This window comes from Marivita sp. S0852, from assembly GCF_046591575.1.
In the GTDB taxonomy this organism is placed as follows: Bacteria; Pseudomonadota; Alphaproteobacteria; order Rhodobacterales; family Rhodobacteraceae; genus Marivita.
The window spans coordinates 137,773-155,316 of the sequence record NZ_JBIQWA010000004.1; the positions used below are offsets into that span (position 1 = coordinate 137,773).

Annotated in this window: 15 protein-coding genes; 9 read left to right on the forward strand and 6 right to left on the reverse strand. The window is 61.4% G+C overall.

From position 1 onward, the window contains the following. Positions 1–62: 62 nt before the first annotated feature. The 9 genes from ACG74X_RS09740 to ACG74X_RS09780 all read left to right on the forward strand — a co-directional run bounded on the left by ACG74X_RS09740 (position 63) and on the right by ACG74X_RS09780 (position 8,891). Complete coding sequence (locus ACG74X_RS09740; RefSeq protein WP_411234991.1) at positions 63–1,004, forward strand: FecCD family ABC transporter permease; 942 nt, start codon at positions 63–65, stop codon at positions 1,002–1,004. Continuing rightward, positions 1,001–1,759 carry an ABC transporter ATP-binding protein gene (locus ACG74X_RS09745; RefSeq protein ID WP_411234420.1) on the forward strand — a complete coding sequence of 253 codons (759 nt, stop codon included), beginning with the start codon at positions 1,001–1,003 and terminating at the stop codon, positions 1,757–1,759. The genes ACG74X_RS09740 and ACG74X_RS09745 overlap by 4 nt, the downstream gene beginning before the upstream one ends. Then, complete coding sequence (locus ACG74X_RS09750; RefSeq protein WP_411234421.1) at positions 1,756–2,541, forward strand: cobalamin-binding protein; 786 nt, start codon at positions 1,756–1,758, stop codon at positions 2,539–2,541. Before ACG74X_RS09745 ends, ACG74X_RS09750 begins: the two co-directional genes overlap by 4 nt. Continuing rightward, positions 2,541–3,167, forward strand: a complete 627-nt coding sequence (locus ACG74X_RS09755; RefSeq protein ID WP_411234422.1) for a MotA/TolQ/ExbB proton channel family protein — start codon at positions 2,541–2,543, stop codon at positions 3,165–3,167. The genes ACG74X_RS09750 and ACG74X_RS09755 overlap by 1 nt, the downstream gene beginning before the upstream one ends. Continuing rightward, the gene (locus ACG74X_RS09760) at positions 3,157–3,534 is read left to right on the forward strand and encodes an ExbD/TolR family protein (protein ID WP_411234423.1); all 378 of its coding nucleotides are present in this window, start codon (positions 3,157–3,159) and stop codon (positions 3,532–3,534) included. Before ACG74X_RS09755 ends, ACG74X_RS09760 begins: the two co-directional genes overlap by 11 nt. After that, entirely contained in the window at positions 3,531–3,920 is a 390-nt protein-coding gene (locus ACG74X_RS09765; protein ID WP_411234425.1) for an ExbD/TolR family protein, read from the forward strand. The genes ACG74X_RS09760 and ACG74X_RS09765 overlap by 4 nt, the downstream gene beginning before the upstream one ends. Then, positions 3,920–4,909: a TonB family protein gene (locus ACG74X_RS09770; protein WP_411234426.1), complete on the forward strand. Its 990-nt coding sequence runs from the start codon at positions 3,920–3,922 to the stop codon at positions 4,907–4,909. The genes ACG74X_RS09765 and ACG74X_RS09770 overlap by 1 nt, the downstream gene beginning before the upstream one ends. Before the next feature lie 270 nt (positions 4,910–5,179). Further along, positions 5,180–5,398 (forward strand): DUF1127 domain-containing protein, encoded by a 219-nt coding sequence (locus ACG74X_RS09775; RefSeq protein WP_411234428.1) that lies wholly within the window; start codon positions 5,180–5,182, stop codon positions 5,396–5,398. Between the two features lie 355 nt (positions 5,399–5,753). Further along, the gene (locus ACG74X_RS09780) at positions 5,754–8,891 is read left to right on the forward strand and encodes a valine--tRNA ligase (protein WP_411234429.1); all 3,138 of its coding nucleotides are present in this window, start codon (positions 5,754–5,756) and stop codon (positions 8,889–8,891) included. A gap of 206 nt (positions 8,892–9,097) precedes the next feature. Here the strand turns inward: ACG74X_RS09780 and ACG74X_RS09785 are convergent, their stop codons facing one another. The 6 genes from ACG74X_RS09785 to metZ all read right to left on the reverse strand — a co-directional run bounded on the left by ACG74X_RS09785 (position 9,098) and on the right by metZ (position 17,513). After that, complete coding sequence (locus tag ACG74X_RS09785) at positions 9,098–10,285, reverse strand: LLM class flavin-dependent oxidoreductase (RefSeq protein ID WP_411234431.1); 1,188 nt, start codon at positions 10,283–10,285, stop codon at positions 9,098–9,100. A 451-nt stretch (positions 10,286–10,736) separates the two neighbouring features. After that, a complete protein-coding gene (locus tag ACG74X_RS09790; protein WP_411234433.1) occupies positions 10,737–12,332 on the reverse strand; it encodes a 5-guanidino-2-oxopentanoate decarboxylase in 1,596 nt (531 codons plus the stop codon). Next, entirely contained in the window at positions 12,332–13,783 is a 1,452-nt protein-coding gene (locus ACG74X_RS09795; RefSeq protein ID WP_411234434.1) for a TrkH family potassium uptake protein, read from the reverse strand. Before ACG74X_RS09795 ends, ACG74X_RS09790 begins: the two co-directional genes overlap by 1 nt. A 58-nt stretch (positions 13,784–13,841) precedes the next feature. Continuing rightward, a complete protein-coding gene (locus ACG74X_RS09800; protein ID WP_411234436.1) occupies positions 13,842–15,011 on the reverse strand; it encodes a benzoate/H(+) symporter BenE family transporter in 1,170 nt (389 codons plus the stop codon). 101 nt (positions 15,012–15,112) lie between these two features. After that, on the reverse strand, positions 15,113–16,210 hold the full coding sequence (folE2, locus tag ACG74X_RS09805) for a GTP cyclohydrolase FolE2 (protein WP_411234437.1): 1,098 nt from the start codon (positions 16,208–16,210) through the stop codon (positions 15,113–15,115). Between the two features lie 121 nt (positions 16,211–16,331). Then, on the reverse strand, positions 16,332–17,513 hold the full coding sequence (gene metZ, locus ACG74X_RS09810) for an O-succinylhomoserine sulfhydrylase (RefSeq protein WP_411234438.1): 1,182 nt from the start codon (positions 17,511–17,513) through the stop codon (positions 16,332–16,334). Between the last annotated feature and the right edge of the window lie 31 nt (positions 17,514–17,544).

Consider the following 17,544-nt stretch of genomic DNA (forward strand, 5'->3'; position numbering starts at 1 on the left):
TAACACGCGCGGGAGGTCGAAGAGTGAAGCTCTTTGTTGCGCTACTGGCTCTTGTTGCGGCGATGTCCTTGATATCGCTTTTTGTGGGCTATGCCGCCATCCCCGCGGGGACGGGCCTTGCCGCGCTTTTCGGGAGCGGCGATCCGCTGATCGTGACGGTCATGCAGGACATCCGCCTGCCCCGCACGCTTCTGGCCGCCATGGTGGGCGCGTCTCTGGGGCTGGCCGGTGCGGCGATGCAAGGCTTTCTGCGCAATCCCCTGGCCGAACCCGGTCTGATCGGCGTCTCCGGATCGGCGGCACTTGGCGCGGTGATCGCGCTTCAGACCGGTCTTGCGGTGACCTTTGCCCTGGCGCTGCCCTTGACCGCGCTGACCTTTGCGGCGGTGGCTGTGGGGATGATCCTGCTGCTGGCCGGTCCGCGCGGGTCGTCCTTGACGCTGATCCTGGCAGGCATCGCCGTATCGGCCTTTGCGGCCGCACTCACATCGCTTGCGCTGAACCTGTCGCCCAACCCCTATGCCGCCTCCGAGATCGTGTTCTGGATGATGGGCAGTGTGGCCGATCGCGCCATGAGCCATGTCTGGCTGGCGCTGCCGATCATGGCACTGGGCTGGCTGGCGCTGGCGACGCTGGGGCGGGGCCTTGATGCGCTGACATTGGGCGAAGACGCGGCCGAAGCGCTTGGCGTGTCGCTGACATCGCTGCGGCTTCGGTTGTTGTTCGGCACCGCGGCCGCAGTGGGGGCTGCAACAGCAGTGGCCGGTGCCGTCGGGTTTGTCGGGCTGGTCGTGCCGCATATCCTGCGCCGGGTGGCGCAGGGTCGCCCCTCGACATTGCTTTGGGCCTCTACCCTTGGCGGGGCCGCGATGGTGCTTGCCGCCGATCTTGCGGTGCGGCTGATCCTGCCGGAACGCGACCTGAAACTGGGGGTTGTGATGGCCCTGATCGGCGCGCCGCTGTTTCTGCATCTGATTTACAAAACCCGAAGGGAAATCGCATGACCCTTCTGGCTTTGGATGCGTTGACCGTGCGCCGGGGCGAATGCCCGGTTGTTGACGCGGCCTCGCTTCGCCTTCGGGCCGGGGAATGTGTGGGACTGATAGGTCCAAACGGCGCGGGCAAAACATCTTTGCTGCGCGGCGCGCTTGGGCTGTTGCCCTTTGAAGGCACAAGCAGCCTGGCACAGTTGCGCCCGAAAGACCGCGCAGCACAGGCCGCCTGGCTGCCGCAAAAGCGCGAGATTGCCTGGCCCATGACCGTGGAACGGGTGGTTGCGCTGGGCCGTCTGCCCTATCTGGCCCGTGGCGCGTCGCTGTCGGCCACCGATCAGGCCAGCGTCAACGCCGCACTCACGCGGATGGGGCTGGACAGCTTTCGCTCGCGCATTGCCACACATCTGTCCGGTGGAGAGCAGGCACGCGTACTGATTGCCCGCACATTGGCGCAGGAAACGCCGCTTCTGATTGCCGACGAACCGATTGCCGGTCTTGATCCTGCCGCGCAAATCGCCACGCTTGAGGTGTTTCAATCGCTCGCCAAAGACGGCCGCACCGTGTTCACGTCGCTGCACGATCTGTCGTTGGCTGCGCGGTATTGTTCGCGCATCATTGTGATCCACGCCGGGCGCATTGCCGGAGACGGCCCGCCCGAGGACGTCTTGACCAGCGATATGCTGGCGCGGGTGTTTCGCCTGAACGCAAACATCGTGCACACGCGCCACGGGCTGTTGATTGAACCTCTGGGGGTGCTGCCATGACCGCCCCGACCCGCATTGTCTGTCTGACCGAGGAAACCGTCGAAACCCTGTATCTGCTGGGCCAAGAGCACCGCATCGCAGGTGTCACAGGCTATGCTGTCCGGCCCAAACGGGTCCGGGCCGAAAAGCCGCGCGTGGGCGCGTTTACCTCTGCTGACATTCCCAAAATCCTGGCCCTGTCGCCCGATCTTGTGCTGACATTTTCGGATTTGCAGGCCGATATCGCCGCCGACCTGATCCGCGCGGGTGTCGAGGTGATGGCCTTTAACCAGCGCGACATTGCCGGAATCTTGCGCATGATCCGCCTGCTGGGCAGGCTGGTCGACTGCACGGACGCCGCCGACGCGTTGGCGCAGGGCTATGAATCGCGGATCGCCGATTTGACAGCACGCCCGCCTGCCCACCGCCCCCGGGTCTATTTCGAGGAATGGGACAGCCCCATGATCACCAGCATTGGCTGGGTTTCGGAATTGATCGACATTGCGGGCGGCATGGATTGCTTTGCGCATCTGCGGACCGAACAGGCCGCGCAGAACAGGATTGTGACATCCGATCAGGTGATTGCCGCACAGCCAGACATTATAGTGGCCTCGTGGTGCGGCAAGAAAGTGCGGCCCGAGAAAATTGCCGCACGCCCCGGCTGGGCAGACATACCTGCGGTGCGTTCGGGGCGCATCATCGAGATCAAATCGCCGTTGATCCTGCAACCCGGACCGGCGGCACTTGGCGATGGGCTGGACGCATTGATCGCCGCCATCGCCGTCAAGGAGACCCAAGCATAATGACCGATACGATTGACTTTCTGAACCGTGGCGGACCGGCGCTTTGGGTCATTGCAGGGCTGAGCGTGGTCACACTTGGCCTGATCCTATGGAAGATCTGGAGCCTGTCGCGTCAGGGCGCGTGGCGCAGGCAGGCCACGGAAACGGCGGTGACGCTTTGGCAAAGCGGCCATATCGACACTGCGCTGCAGGGGCTGGCCGCGCGCACCGGTGTGCGGGCACAAGTTGTCAGAACGGCCATGCAGACGCATCAATCGCTTGCCGCCGAGGCCGCCCTCGCGGAAACGTCCCGCGTGGCCAGACGCGTTCTGATGGACACCGGAAGCGGCTTGCGGGCGCTTGATCTGATTGCCACCATCGCACCGCTGGTTGGGCTTTTGGGCACCGTTCTGGGCATGATCGACGCGTTTCAGGCCTTGCAGGATAGTGGCGCACGGGCCGATCCGGCCGCTTTGGCCGGGGGCATCTGGCAGGCCTTGCTGACCACGGCCGCAGGCATGGCTGTCGCAATCCCGGCATCAATGGCGCTAAGCTGGTTCGACAGCGTCAATGACCGTCTGGCGCATGATTTCGAAGATCTGACCACGCGGGTGTTCAGCCATTCACAGGCCACGCATGATGCTTGATCTTGGACGCAGACCGCACAGACGGCGTATCGGGCTGACCCCGATGATCGACGTGGTGTTTTTGCTGCTGGTCTTTTTCATGCTTGCGGCCCGGTTCGGGACAACCGATGCCCTACCCCTGTCCCTGGCCGGTGCGGGCGCGTCTGACTATGACGGGCCGCCCCGTTTGCTGACGGTTTTGCCGGATGCGCTCTGGTTGAACGGGATCGAGGTCACCGACCCCGTCAGCGCGCTTGCGCCGCTGATGCCGTCTGATGACGCGATTGTCGTGCTGCGCGCCGCAGAGGCCGCCAAGGTGCAGCGGCTTCTTGACGTTATGACCCAGCTGCGCGCAGCGGGGCTGACACATATGGTGGTGCTGGAATGACGCACCGCCTGTCCCTTTCCACGCGCGCGCGTCGCAGGGCGCGCGAACCAGTGGTTCCGATGATCAACGTGGTCTTTTTGTTGCTGATCTTCTTTCTGATGACCGCTCAGATCGTCCCGCCCGCACCTTTTGACATGCAGCTTGCAACTGCCGTCGGGGACGAGGACATGGGCCAGGACGGGCTTTATCTGAATGCACAGGGCGACATGGCGTTTGCCGATCTGCGCGGGGAGGCCGCAATGCGGGCTGCAGTCGAGGCCAGTGCAGACGCACCGCTGCGGATCTTTGCCGATGCCAGCCTTCGCGCCGCGACCCTTGCGGGTGTCCTGGCAGACGTGTCCGCGCTTGGGATGCGCCGTGTCGAGCTGGTGACGGACGGTGGCTGATGCGGGTTGTTGAGGTCGCGATCTTTGTCACACTGTCCGGCGCATTGCATGTGGCGGCGCTCACGCTTGCGCCGCCTCTGAGTGGTGGCAGCGGCGGTGGTGACGGGGGATCGGCGGATGTGACGCTGCGCGCCGCCAGTCCGACGCTTGCCGCGATGGTCGAATCCTGGACCGCGCCGCCCGAGACCGGCACCGCACCCGCGCTGTCCACCCCGGCCCCGTTATCCGCCCCGCCCAAACCGCAAGCGGACGCTGCTGTTGCGCCGCTGCCGCGTCCGGACAGCCTGCAGATGCCGTCCGCCATGGCGAATTTGCCACAGATTGAACCGCCGCCTCCGACACCGCCCGCGCCGCCTGCGCAGACAACGCCCGGTGCGTTCACCGCGCCGCAGGTCGACGCGGCGGTCGCTTTGCCAAGCCCCACACCAGTACAACGCCCCGATCTTGCGCCGCCGAAACCGGATTTACCCGTTCCGACACCGCAGGCCGCCCCAGAGATCGACACCGCTCCGGCTGACGAAAGGGCTGCGCCCCGCGCGTCGCTACGGCCAGAGATGCGGCCAAAGGCACTGGTCCGCCAGACCGTTACCGAGACAGCGCGCCCGGCCCGTCCAGCGCAAAGAGCGCGAGGCGGCGGCGCGCAGAGCCCGACAAGCCAGCCCGCCGCACGCCCGGCCCCGCCCGCCGCTGGCCCGTCTGCCGCGCAGGTGGCTCAGGCCAAGGCGCAATGGGGCGCAAGGATCAGGGCGGCCATCGCGCGCGCACAACGCTACCCCACTGGCACACGCGCCCAGGGCACCGTCAAGGTGCAGGTCCGCGTCAGTCCGGCAGGACGGGTCGCTGCGGTGTCGATCCTGCAAGGATCGGGGGATCGCAGGCTGGATCAGGCCGCTGTCAGAGCGGTTCAGCGCGCACGGTTGCCGCGCGCCCCGCAAAGCCTGACCGCCGCCAGCTATCGCTTTAACCTGCCGCTGTCGTTCAGCCGCTAGACCGTGCCGATCAACCCGCCCAACGCGGCGTTTCGCTGCGTCACTTGTGCGTGTTCCTCTTGACTGTTGTATTCAAGGCCCACCCCGGAACAGGACCGGCAGATTTGCGCCTGAATATTGGCCCATGCTTAGGAAGAATGCCCAAAAATCAACCATTTCGCCTATGCATTTGCTGCATAGCAGCATTGAACCTAAAGGTATTGTGCAAGCGCAGCATTTGCCTATCTTTGTCTCAACGAAACGAACACAACATCCGAGACCGAGACGGCAATGGCATATCAGAGCAACATCACATCGACATCGACGCAGGGCGTGACAGAGCAGGTCTTTGCGTATTTTGCGGAGCTGCGCAGCAAAGCGGCCCGTCGCAAAATCTATCGTGAAACTCTTTCCGAGCTGCGCGCGTTGAGCTCGCGTGAACTTGACGATCTTGGACTGAACAGAAGCATGCTCAAGCGCGTTGCGTATCAGGCGGCTTACGAAAACTAAGGCATTCGGCGGACAGGCGCGACAACCGCGCCCCGCCAACATGATCGGGCACCCTCTCCTCCTCCCTGGGTGTTCCGAATATGACGGTGGCATCTCTCCTCCTCCCTGATGCCACCGTCACGAAATTCCGGGTCATATGGCCCGACCGAAATCGACACCCTCTCCTCCTCCCTGGGTGTCGTGAACTGGAACGGTGATGCCTCTCCTCCCTTGGCATCACCGTTTTTTTCTGCTTAATCCGCATCACACCCGTTTTCCCGCCTGCTCTGGGTTTTCCTTTGCCCGCCCATTCGCTAGATGAGGCGCAACAGAAGACATGCGGCCGCAACTGCGGCACAAGATCGGGATGTGACCCATGGCGATGGAAAAGAAATTCGACGCAGGCGAAGCCGAGGCACGGCTTTATCAAGCGTGGGAAGATAGCGGAGCGTTCAAGGCAGGCGCGAACAAGTCGCGCGACGACACGTTCTGCGTGATGATCCCCCCGCCCAACGTCACCGGATCGCTGCACATGGGCCACGCGTTCAACAACACGCTGCAGGATATTCTGGTCCGTTGGCATCGCATGCGGGGCTTTGACACACTGTGGCAGCCCGGCACGGACCACGCAGGGATTGCGACCCAGATGGTTGTCGAACGCGAATTGCAAAAGACAAACCGCCGTCGCACCGATATGAGCCGCGAGGACTTCATGTCACTGGTGTGGGAGCAAAAGAAGAAAAGCCGGGGCAACATCGTGGGCCAGTTGAAACGTCTGGGCGCGTCCTGCGACTGGTCTCGTGAGGCGTTTACCATGTCCGGCGGCCCCGGAGCGCCCGAGGGTGAGGACGGCAATTTTCATGACGCCGTGATCAAGGTCTTTGTCGATATGTACGAAAAGGGCCTGATCTATCGCGGCAAGCGGTTGGTGAACTGGGACCCGCATTTTGAGACCGCCATTTCCGATCTTGAGGTCGAAAACGTCGAAGTGGCGGGCCATATGTGGCACTTCAAATACCCGCTCGCGGGCGGCGCGACCTATACCTATGTCGAAAAGGACGAGGACGGGAATGTCACGCTGGAAGAAGAGCGAAACTATATCTCGATTGCGACCACCCGCCCCGAAACCATGCTGGGCGACGGCGCGGTTGCGGTTCACCCGTCAGATGAACGCTATGCACCAATTGTCGGGAAACTCTGTGAAATTCCTGTTGGCCCGAAAGAGCATCGCCGTCTGATCCCGATCATTACCGACGAATACCCCGACCCCAATTTTGGCTCGGGCGCGGTCAAGATCACCGGCGCGCATGACTTCAACGACTACCAGGTCGCCAAGCGCGGCGGCATCCCCTGTTACCGTCTCATGGACACCAAAGGCCACATGCGCGACGACGGTGCGCCCTATGCCGAAGTGGCCGAGGTTGCCGGAGCCGTGGCACGTAGGGAGCGTGAACTGGGCGAGGCCGAGACCGATACGCTGAACCTGGTTCCCGATCACCTGCGCGGGCTGGACCGGTTCGAGGCGCGCAAGCGCGTTGTCGAAGAAATCACGGCGGATGGACTGGCCGTCATGACCCGCGCGGACAACCCGGTTCTGGGGCGCAAGCTGGGCGAGGATGATGATCCTGCGGCCTTGGTCCCGCTGGTCGAGGCCAAGCCGATCATGCAGCCCTTCGGCGACCGCTCCAAGGTGGTGATTGAACCGATGCTCACCGACCAATGGTTCGTGGACGCCGAACAGATCGTCGACCCCGCGCTGGATGCGGTGCGCAAGGGCGATGTGACCATCGTGCCGGAGTCGGGTGAGAAGACCTATTACCACTGGCTTGAGAACATCGAGCCTTGGTGCATCTCGCGCCAGTTGTGGTGGGGGCATCAGATCCCGGTCTGGTATGGCTTTGACCTTGCCCGCGAGGGGTTCCGCGATGATGAGGGCGACGGAGCACTTGATCTGGTCGAGATGGCGCGACTGCTTGATGCCCAAAGCCTGATGAAAGGCAATGAACGCCACCACGCCGCATCGGCCTTTGAGGACGTTCAGGCGCAGTTCGCGGATGTCTTGTCCGGTCTGCCAACGCCCCTGAACCACGCCCGCGTGGTTGAGGTCCAAGACCGCGCAGCAGCGGCGCATGCGCTTGCAACAAGTCTTGCAGAGTATGAGGCGCATGATCAGGACCCGACGAAACTGGTCTACCCCGTTTGGCGCGATCCTGACGTCCTCGACACATGGTTCTCCTCCGGTCTCTGGCCCATCGGCACGCTGGGCTGGCCCGAGGACACACCGGAACTGAAGCGCTATTTCCCGACCAGCGTTCTTGTCACAGGGCAGGACATCCTGTTCTTCTGGGTCGCGCGGATGATGATGATGCAGCTTGCCGTGGTCGATGACATCCCGTTCAAGGATGTCTACCTGCACGGGCTTGTGCGCGATGCGAAGGGCAAGAAGATGTCCAAGTCGCTGGGCAACGTGGTCGATCCGCTTGAGATCATTGACGAATACGGCGCAGACGCAATGCGCTTTACCAATGCGGCGATGGCGTCTCTTGGTGGTGTGCTGAAGCTCGATATGCAACGCATCGCGGGCTACCGGAACTTCGGCACGAAGTTGTGGAACGCCACGCGCTTTGCCGAGATGAATGGCGTGTTCGAGGGCCGGACGCCCTCCGCCGACATTCCCAAAGCGATAGCGACCGTGAACACCTGGATCATCGGCGAAACCGCCCGCGTGCGGGCCGAGGTGGACGCCGCACTTGACGCCTACCGCTTTGACGACGCGGCGGCGGCGCTTTATCGTTTTGTCTGGGGCAAGGTTTGCGACTGGTACGTCGAATTCGCCAAGCCCCTGCTGGCCGAAGATGCCCCCGAACGGGCGGAAACGCAGGCGGTCATGGGCTGGGTCATCGACCAATGTCTGATCCTGCTGCACCCGATTATGCCCTTCATCACGGAAGAACTGTGGTCCGTCACCGGCGAACGCGACAAGATGCTTGTCCACGCCGACTGGCCCACCTACGGGACCGACCTGATCAACGCCGCGGCGGATGCCGAGATGAACTGGGTGATCAGCCTGATCGAAGGCATCCGGTCGGCCCGTCAGCAAATGCATGTGCCTGCGGGCATGCACCTGCCGCTGGTGGTCAAGGATTTCAGCGAGATGGCCAAGGGAGCGTGGGACCGCAACGAGGTGCTGATCAAACGCCTTGCGCGGATCGACAGCCTTGAGGCGGTCGACGCCTTTCCCAAGGGCTGCGCCACGGTTCCGGCCGAGGGCGCGACCTTTGGCATTCCGCTGGCCGACATCATTGATGTCAGTGCCGAAAAGGAGCGATTGGAGAAATCGCTGCAGAAGCTGGCCAAGGAAATCGGCGGGCTGAAGGGACGGTTGAACAATCCGAACTTTGTCGCCTCTGCCCCGGACGAGGTGGTGACCGAAGCCCGCGGCAATCTCGAAGCGCGGGAGGGCGAAGAGGCCAAACTCAAAGACGCTTTGGCGCGGTTGGCCGAGATCGGGTGAACCGCTCTGCGTTGCGGGAGGCTGTCGGGCTGGTCTGAGGATGATGGCGTGTCATATTGGCGTCATTGTCGGGCGCAGCCCAGCGATCTCTTTTGGCGGGTCATCCTCGGGGCAGGCCCGAGGATGACGGTGCTTTTGTTCGCGTCATTGCCGGGCGTGACCCGGCAATCTTTGCGGTCCGAAGGGCCGAACCGGGATCATGCTGCTTACTCTGCGGGTTCCGAGACGTGGCTGCGGCCCTCTTTTTCGGCGGCGTAGTTTTCCTGCGCTGTCTCGACCGCTTTGGCATGAATCGCTGCCAGTTCCGGCCGCATCTTCTGTGCCCGGACAGCCGCGTTCATCGTCGACATGTGCTGGCCCTGGAAATGCGGGAAGACCTCGCGCGCGATCAACTCATAGCTTTTCTTTGTCGCCTCGAAATTGGCCCAGTTATGCGCCAGCATCAGATAGGCACCGAAGCCGCCATTGGACTGCTTCCACAGACGGTCAATCTGGGCGCGGCACATCTCGGGGGTGCCGATGGCACCGAAACCTGAATCGTTGATGAAGTCGATCATTTCCTTGGCGTTCTGCCCCGGCATCGACATCTGCGGGAAGGCGGCGATTTCCTGGAAATAGTTGAACCAGTGTTCGATCCCGTATTCCACATCTCGCCGCGCCTGTTCGGCGGTTTCGGCAATGTGGCACAGGCCCACCAAGCGCCATTTCGCGCGGTCCACGGCCTGCTTGTAATGCTTGGCCTCTTCCTCGATCACGTCCCAATGCAGCGCCAGCGCATCGAACCCGGCAGCGGTGGTGGCCCCAATGGAGATCAGGCCAGTGCCATATTTGCCCGCCAGTTTCGGACCTGTCGGAGAGGCGACAGCGGCGGTCGCCAGATCAAAGTTGGAATAGGGGCGCAAATGCAGGCGCGCATCCTTGAGCGTCCAGCGGTCGTTTTCGAAAGTCACCGGCTCATCGCTGCGCAGAAGCCGAGTGATGATATCAAGCCCATCGGCCAGCAAACCACGCGTGTCTTTCTGGCTCAGGCCAATCATCGCGGCATCGGTGGGCAAAGATCCCGGCCCAAGGCCCAGCATCACGCGGCCCCGGGTGAGGTGATCGAGTTGCACCATGCGTTCGGCAACCCAAAGCGGGTTGTGATAGCTGACCGAGGTCACGCCGGTGCCCAGTTTGATATGACGCGTGCGCGGAGCGGCGGTGGCGATCATGATCTCGGGGCTGGCGGAAATCTCGGACCCGGCAGAGTGATGTTCCCCAAACCAGACTTCGTCGTAATCACAGCGGTCAAGCCACTGAACCAGCTCAAGATCCTGTTCCAAAGCCAATGTCGGGTTAATGCCCGGTTTGTGGAACGGTGCCAGAAATATTCCGAAACGCATGCGGTTGTTCATTCATAATCCTCCCTTAGCGCGCCTGCGCGTTTTGCACATGACGCTGGGGAACCTTAAAAGAGGATTTCAGATTCACCTAATCAACTTTGGTCGTATCTTGCGCAATTTGTTGCACAACGCCAGTCAGCCCGTTCCGGGATGTATCCCGTCGGGCTGTCTGAGATCATGTGAAAAGAAGCGGCGCCGCCCCGAAGGTGTGACATCTGCTTTTCGCTGCCGGGTCTGTGACCCGAACCCTGTGCCCGTTTCCGGGCCTGTTGACCGGTCTTTCACGGATGTCCGCGCGTGGCGGCATGAAAGCAATCTGTCAGCTGTGTCGCGGTGTGGGAGTGACCCTGTCCGCTCGATGCGCATCGTGGGCAGGGTTTTGCGGCAAAGCGGTTAACGCCTTGCCAATCATGCGCGCGCCGAAGGCGTTGCCGTGCCTTCAGCTGGTCTTTGGACACAACCGTTATCCTGCCATGTGTTGCGTCATCCGGATGACCGTGGGTCCGTCTGCTGTCAGCGCGGCGCGCAGGGCGGTTTGCAGATCATCCAGCGATTTGGGCTCGACCGCACCGGCCCCATAGGCTTTGGCCAGGGCAAGGAAATCCGGATTGCGGGCGACAACCGCGTTGGGCGCAATCTGGCTGCGCACCATGCTGTCCTCGATTTCACCAAGTTTGCCATTGTCCCAGACAAGGATCGGCAATGGCAGGCCAAGCTCGACGGCGGTGCCCAATTCCTGAATGGTGTATTGCAAGCCGTAATCCCCGGCCAGCGCAACGGTCGGCTGCCCCGGTCGTGCCACAGCACCCCCGATGGCGGCGGGCAATGCATAGCCCAGCGTTCCGAACCCGAACGGATGGTGCCAATGACCGGGTTTGGGCATGTCCCACACCTCTTTTGCGGCATAGGCGAATTGCGTCATGTCGGAATAGATCATCGTGTCCTCTGGCAGCGCCACTTTGAGCGCGTCGCAGACCGGCAGGATGCCGGGCCGCTCGGCCTCGATTTCGGCATGCCACAGCGCGCGGTGTTGCGCCACCTCGGAGGCCTGCCATTTGGGCGGCAGGTCTTCGGTGCGGGCAGAGATGGCAATCGCCATGGCATGCAGAACCTCTGCTGCGTCTGCCAGAATGGCGGTGTCCGCCGGGCCAAGGTCAGTGAAACAGGCAGGGTCAATATCCACCCGGATCATCGGCGCGGTGTGCCCCAGCGTCGGACGCCACAGGTCGACTTCGGACAAGGTGGTGCCAACCGCAATGACCAGATCCGCCTCGGCGGCGATGCGGGCGCTGTCGGGCCGGGCAAGGCTGCTGCCAAAGTATAGCGGAGTGTCCGCAGGTACCACGCCCCGGCCCGCATAGGTCACGATCGAGGCAGCACCGGTTTGCTGCAACAGCTGCGGGATGGCAGCGGCCCCCCCTTTTGCACCGCCGCCAAACACGAAAAGCGGCTTTTGCGCTTTGAGAACCGCATCGACAAGGGCGTAAACATCGGCATGACGCGCCGCAGGCCGGCCAGGACGCCGCTCAGGCGGCAATGGGGCGGCGCTGGCCTGCGCGCCCAGAGTGTCAATCGACACCTGCAGATGAACTGGCCTGGCGCGCGTGCTTGCAAATTCATCAAACGCCCGGTCGATCAGCGTATAGGCGGCCTGCGCGCTGCGGGCCTCTTCGGACCAGGCACAGACGGTTTCAGCAGCCGCGCGCTGATCGCGCATCTGGTGCAACTGGCCCCGGCGTGCGGATGTTTCATCCAGACAGGATGAGATCGCAAGCACCGGCACGCTGTCGGAATAGGCCTGCCCCAGCGGTGTCAGGAGATTGGTCAGACCGGGGCCTGTGATGACATAAGCGACCCCCGGTTTGCCCGATGCCCGCGCATACCCATCTGCCATAAAGCCCGCCCCCTGTTCGTGCCGAGCCAGCACATGGGTGATCCCCGCCTGCTCGATGCCGCGATAGAGTTCGACGTTATGCACGCCGGGGATGCCGAAAATCGTGTCAACGCCCCGCTCTTTCAACATTTGCGAGATTTGGGCTCCAAGCGGTTGTGTGGTCATCAGGCTCTCCAGAAAGTCGTGGTGAAAAGGGCGTATACCGCCAAAAGTTCAAGTCTGCCCAGCAGCATTCCAATAGACAGCATCCATTTCGCAGTGTCATTCAAGCCGCCAAAATTGCCGGAGGGGCCGATTTCGGAACCAAGACCGGGGCCGATATTCGCCAAGGCCGCTGCGGCACCGGACACGGATGTCGTAAGGTCGAGACCGGTCATGCCCAGCCCGACCGACAACACCCCAAGCGTCACGATGAAGAACACAAAAAACGAAATCACCGAGTTGAGCACTTCGTCGCTGACCGGGCGTCCCTCGTAGCGCGGCACAAACACACCATGCGGCGACCGCACCTTGCGCAATTGTACCGAAATCGAGGCGAACAGCAATTGATAGCGGAATATCTTGATCGAACAGGCGGTTGATCCCGCACAGCCGCCAATCAGACCGATGAAAAAGAAACTGGCCACCGCCATCGGGCCCCAAAGCCCGTAATCCTGCGACGCGTATCCCGTGCCGGTGATGATCGAGACCACATTGAACAGCGTCTTGCGCACCGCCTCTTCGTCGCTGGCGCCCATGACAAGGACGCGCCAGACCAGCAAGAACGCCACAATCACGATCACCGTTCCCAGAAATGCGCGGATTTGGCTGTCGCGCAGCAAAGGCGATAGGCTGCGCCCGGTGGTCAGCTGCACGTAGCGCACAAATGGCAACGCGGCGAGCAACATGAACACGGTGGCCACGTATTCGGTGGCCGGATTAAAGGCCCCGAACGACGCGTCGTAATTGGCGAACCCGCCGGTGGCGACAGTTGTCATGGCGTGGACCGTGGCGTCAAACACCCCCATGCCCGCCACCACATAAGAGGTGGCGCAAGCCAGCGTCAGACCCACATAGATGCTAGAGATCGAGGCCGAAATCTCGGTCGCGCGGGGCAGGATTTTCCCCATGGTATCAAAGCTTTCCGTCCGAAAGATCTGCATACCGCCGACGCGCAGTTCCGGCAGGAACACCATGGCCACAACAATGATACCGATGCCGCCAAGCCATTGCAGCAAACCACGCCACAGCAGCAGGCCCTTTGGCAGGTCTTCCAATCCCGAAAACACGGTCGAGCCGGTGGTGGTCAGACCGGACATCGCTTCAAAGAACGCATCCACAAAGCGCGCCTCGGTCGCGCCCAGAACAAACGGGATCGCGCCGAAAATCGGCAGCGCCACCCAGACACCGGTGGTCAACAGAAATGTTTGTTGGATCGACAGCCCTTCGCGCACCCCATTGGCACAGGCAAGCGCGATCAGCCCGCCGGAAAATGTTGTTAAAACAGCACTTTGCAGAAAGACCGGCCATTCGCCCCGCCCTTCTGCAAGATCAACCAAAAGCGGCAGCAGCATGGTCGCCCCAAGCACAGCCACAAGCAGACCGATCACATATGCAACGGGACGGATATCGAACATAACCGTTAGCGTTGGACCCGGAGGATCAAGGTGTCAAGCATCTGCATGGCCCGAAGCATTATACACGGCGCAAGCGCGTTTTCAGGACATGCACCCCCCCGCCCAGGACCAATCCCCAGACCGGCGCGCTTAGCCCGAAAAGTGCCATGCCGGACGCCGTGGTCAAAAACGTCACTGCCGCAGCTTCGCGGTGATCCGTATCCGACAGTGCAGCCGTGGCCGAGCTGGTAAAGACACCGATCAATGCCACCCCGGCCAGTGTCCCCAAAAGCAACTCTGGCGCGGCAGAGGCAATGGCCGTGATGACCGCCGCAAACAACCCGAACAGACAGTAAAACACGCCCGTGGAAACCGAGGACCAGTAGCGCAGTTTCGGATCTGGATGAGAGTCTTCGTTGGCGCAGATGGCAGCTGTGATCGCCGCAAGGCAGGTTGCCGCCGATCCGAAAACGGCGCTGGCTACGCTTGCCGTGCCAACCGTTGTCAGTAAAGGCCCCGGCTCCGGGCGATAGCCATAGCTGCGCAGAACCGCGATGCCGGGTATGTTCTGGGTTGCCATCGTCACGATAAACAGCGGGATGGCGATGCTCAAAACAGCCTCTATTCCGATCCGGGGCGCAATCAAGACCGGCTGCGTCAGAACATGGTCCGGCCACGCAATGTCAAACCCGGTCGCCCAGCCCACCACCCCCAACGCCGCCACAACTGCGGCAGGTACGGCGTACAGCCGGTTGATCAAGCTTACGACAAACCACGTCAGAACAACCGGCAGGGCAATCGCCGGCGCGTCTGCCATCGCCTGAAAGGGCACAAGACACAGCGAAATCAGCACTCCGGCCAACATGGCCTGTGCCAGTGGTCCCGGAATAAGCGTGATCAGACGCCCCAATGGCCGCCAAAGCCCCGCCAGCACCGTCAACGCGCCCGCGATCAAGAACCCGAAAACCGCTTCGTTGAACCCGCCGCTGGTTGCCGGAGTGATCGCCAGCAGCGCCACACCCGGTGTCGACCAGGCCACGCTGATCGGCATTTTCTTCCATAAGGACAGAAAGATACCGGCCAGCCCCATGGCCAGGGCGGCAAACAACAATCCCGACGCTGCCTGTTCGGCCGTGGCTCCGACCGATGTCAGGCCTTGCAACAGGATGGGGAACGAACTGAAAAAACCGACAATCGCTGCAACGAAGCCGGTGGATATGGTTTGTAAAGGAGGACCAGAGGAAGCCACAGGCGAATAAACGGCCTTTGAGTAAATGCAATCGCGCCTTGGTAGGCCGCACATTCATCAGAGGCAAGCGCGACGATGCCAGCACCGTCGCGCGCCGGTGTTTAACCGACGTGGAACAAGGTCGAAAACAGCTTTGGGTCAAGACTATCTGCGGCAAACAGATCGCCTTCGGTCAGGACCGACACGGCATCATGGCTGTGCAGGCTTTCCTGATGACTGGCCAGAACGCGGTAATCGCCGATGCGGGGATCTGCCTGAAGTTGTTCGGCAAACAGCCGGGCCGCATCCTCGACAAAAATCGGGTTCGCCGCGTTCAATTCCGCAAAAGCTTGTTCATCCTCGCGCTTGACCATGACCTGCGTTTCGGTCGGGACGGCCCGGCGGCACATGTCGATCAGATCCTCGAACCACAGGCACTTGCCCTTGTTCACCTCGACCGAAATCCGCGCCACAGAGCGTTGCGAATGCGGCGTCGCCAACTGGCCCCGCTCTCTGCGGGCATGTTCGGACAGTTCCAGAGAACACGGGCAGGTCGAGCTGTAGACGTAATCAAGATGCATGACGCTTCGGCGCACACCGTCGGTGTCCACCAGTTCGAGCGCGATGTCGTAATACTGGTATCCGGACAGGCCAGAGCGCAGGCTCTCCACCTTCATCGGGAAAGACACACGCATGTTGATACGTGCATCAAACGACTCAAGGTCAGACTTGTAATCGTCAAGGGCCGCTTCGATCACGCCAAAACTGAAGGTCTTGTCGGCATGCAGATAAAAGGACCGCATGATGCGGCTCATGTTGATGCCCTTTTTGTCGGCATCAAGGCTGACCGTGCCGGTGACGCTGGTCTCCAGCATCAAATCGCCATTGTCGCGTGTGTGATAGCTGATCGGGAGGCGGAAATTGGAAATGCCCACATGCTGAATGCTGCGGTTCGCCCCGCGAATAAGTGCAGATGGACCGTTCTGAAGATCGGGAAGCGTGTCTTTATAGACTGGATCGACCAGAAATTCTGCCGGATAGTCCCGTGTCAGAACCGGATAGGGTGTGTCACCCTGCTCTATCAGGCTGCGCAACACCGGATCGACAAGGTCGATCTCGGCATCATGAGATTTCCCGGCCCATTGCCGCAAAAGCGCCAATGCGTTCTCAGCTTCTTCGCGGCTTGGTTTGCGATCAATCTCAGGCGTATGAACATTCATGTGCAGGCCCCCTCGCCTGTTGGTCACCTTCCGAACATAAGGATGGGACACAACTTTTCAACTCAATAGATATACGGGTGCCGGGCCTGTCCGGATCAGTCTGTGCGTGAATAAAAAAGCCCTAGCCGGCCCCATCCAGCGCCGACATCAGATCCTCGACAAGATCGTCCACATCCTCGATGCCGACAGACAACCGGACCAACCCATCGGTGATGCCCAATAGCGCCCTTTGGTCTGCATTCAGGCGTTGATGCGTTGTGGTTGCGGGATGGGTGACAATGCTTTTTGCGTCGCCCAGATTGTTGGAAATGATGATCACCTCCAGCGCGTTCAGAAACCGGAACGCCGCGTCTTTGCCACCATTCAGTTCAAGCGCCAGCATCGTTCCCCCCGACCCCAATTGGCGCTGCGCCAATGCCGATTGCGGATGAGACTCAAGGCCCGGATAAATCACCTGTTTCAAAGCAGCATGGCCCGAAAGTGCCTCTGCGATGGTTTGCGCCGATTGCGCCTGGGCGCGCACCCGCAGATCCAGCGTCTCCAGACCTTTGAGCTGCACCCAGGCCGTGAACGGCGACATGGAACCGCCGGTATGTTTCATGTACGGTTCAACCGTTTTGCGGATATGGTCCTGCGTTCCAAGGATCACGCCCCCAAGCGTGCGTCCCTGCCCGTCGATATGTTTGGTCGATGAATAAATCACGACATCCGCACCTTGCGCAATCGCATCGGAAAACACCGGCGTGGAAAAGACGTTGTCCACCACAACCAGCGCGCCCTGGGCATGAGCGATCTCGGCCACGGCCTCGATATCGACCAGCTCCAGCGTCGGGTTCGACATCGATTCGAAAAAGACCGCTTTGGTGTCCGGGCGCACCGCGCTGCGCCATTGATCAAGGTCGGCACCGTCCACCAACGTCACCTCTACCCCAAAGCGTGGCAGAATATCTTCGACAATATAAAGACATGACCCAAACAAGGCCCGCGCCGACACAAGATGATCGCCCGCCTTCAGCATCGACATCAGCGCGCCATTGACCGCCGCCATTCCGCTGGCCGTGGCAAAGGCATCCTCGGCCCCTTCCAGCAGCGCAATGCGTTCTTCGAACATGGCAACCGTCGGATTGCCATAGCGTGCATAGATATACTCATCCGGGCCACATTGGATAAAGCGCTGCTCGGCCTGTTCGGCACTGTCATAGACAAAGCCCTGGGTCAGAAAAACGGCTTCGCTGACCTCGTTCCACTGAGACCGCTTGGTGCCGCCATGAACCATGCGCGTGCGTGGTTTCTTGTTCTTCATGTCATCATCACTCCGGGCCGCAACCCACAAA

Coding starts and splice junctions, on each gene's coding strand:
- ACG74X_RS09740 (WP_411234991.1), top strand. CDS start 63: ATGTCCTTGATATCGCTTTTTGTGGGCTATGCCGCCATCCCCGCGGGG.
- ACG74X_RS09745 (WP_411234420.1), top strand. CDS start 1,001: ATGACCCTTCTGGCTTTGGATGCGTTGACCGTGCGCCGGGGCGAATGC.
- ACG74X_RS09750 (WP_411234421.1), top strand. CDS start 1,756: ATGACCGCCCCGACCCGCATTGTCTGTCTGACCGAGGAAACCGTCGAA.
- ACG74X_RS09755 (WP_411234422.1), top strand. CDS start 2,541: ATGACCGATACGATTGACTTTCTGAACCGTGGCGGACCGGCGCTTTGG.
- ACG74X_RS09760 (WP_411234423.1), top strand. CDS start 3,157: ATGATGCTTGATCTTGGACGCAGACCGCACAGACGGCGTATCGGGCTG.
- ACG74X_RS09765 (WP_411234425.1), top strand. CDS start 3,531: ATGACGCACCGCCTGTCCCTTTCCACGCGCGCGCGTCGCAGGGCGCGC.
- ACG74X_RS09770 (WP_411234426.1), top strand. CDS start 3,920: ATGCGGGTTGTTGAGGTCGCGATCTTTGTCACACTGTCCGGCGCATTG.
- ACG74X_RS09775 (WP_411234428.1), top strand. CDS start 5,180: ATGGCATATCAGAGCAACATCACATCGACATCGACGCAGGGCGTGACA.
- ACG74X_RS09780 (WP_411234429.1), top strand. CDS start 5,754: ATGGCGATGGAAAAGAAATTCGACGCAGGCGAAGCCGAGGCACGGCTT.
- ACG74X_RS09785 (WP_411234431.1), bottom strand. CDS start 10,285: ATGAACAACCGCATGCGTTTCGGAATATTTCTGGCACCGTTCCACAAA.
- ACG74X_RS09790 (WP_411234433.1), bottom strand. CDS start 12,332: ATGACCACACAACCGCTTGGAGCCCAAATCTCGCAAATGTTGAAAGAG.
- ACG74X_RS09795 (WP_411234434.1), bottom strand. CDS start 13,783: ATGTTCGATATCCGTCCCGTTGCATATGTGATCGGTCTGCTTGTGGCT.
- folE2 (WP_411234437.1), bottom strand. CDS start 16,210: ATGAATGTTCATACGCCTGAGATTGATCGCAAACCAAGCCGCGAAGAA.
- metZ (WP_411234438.1), bottom strand. CDS start 17,513: ATGAAGAACAAGAAACCACGCACGCGCATGGTTCATGGCGGCACCAAG.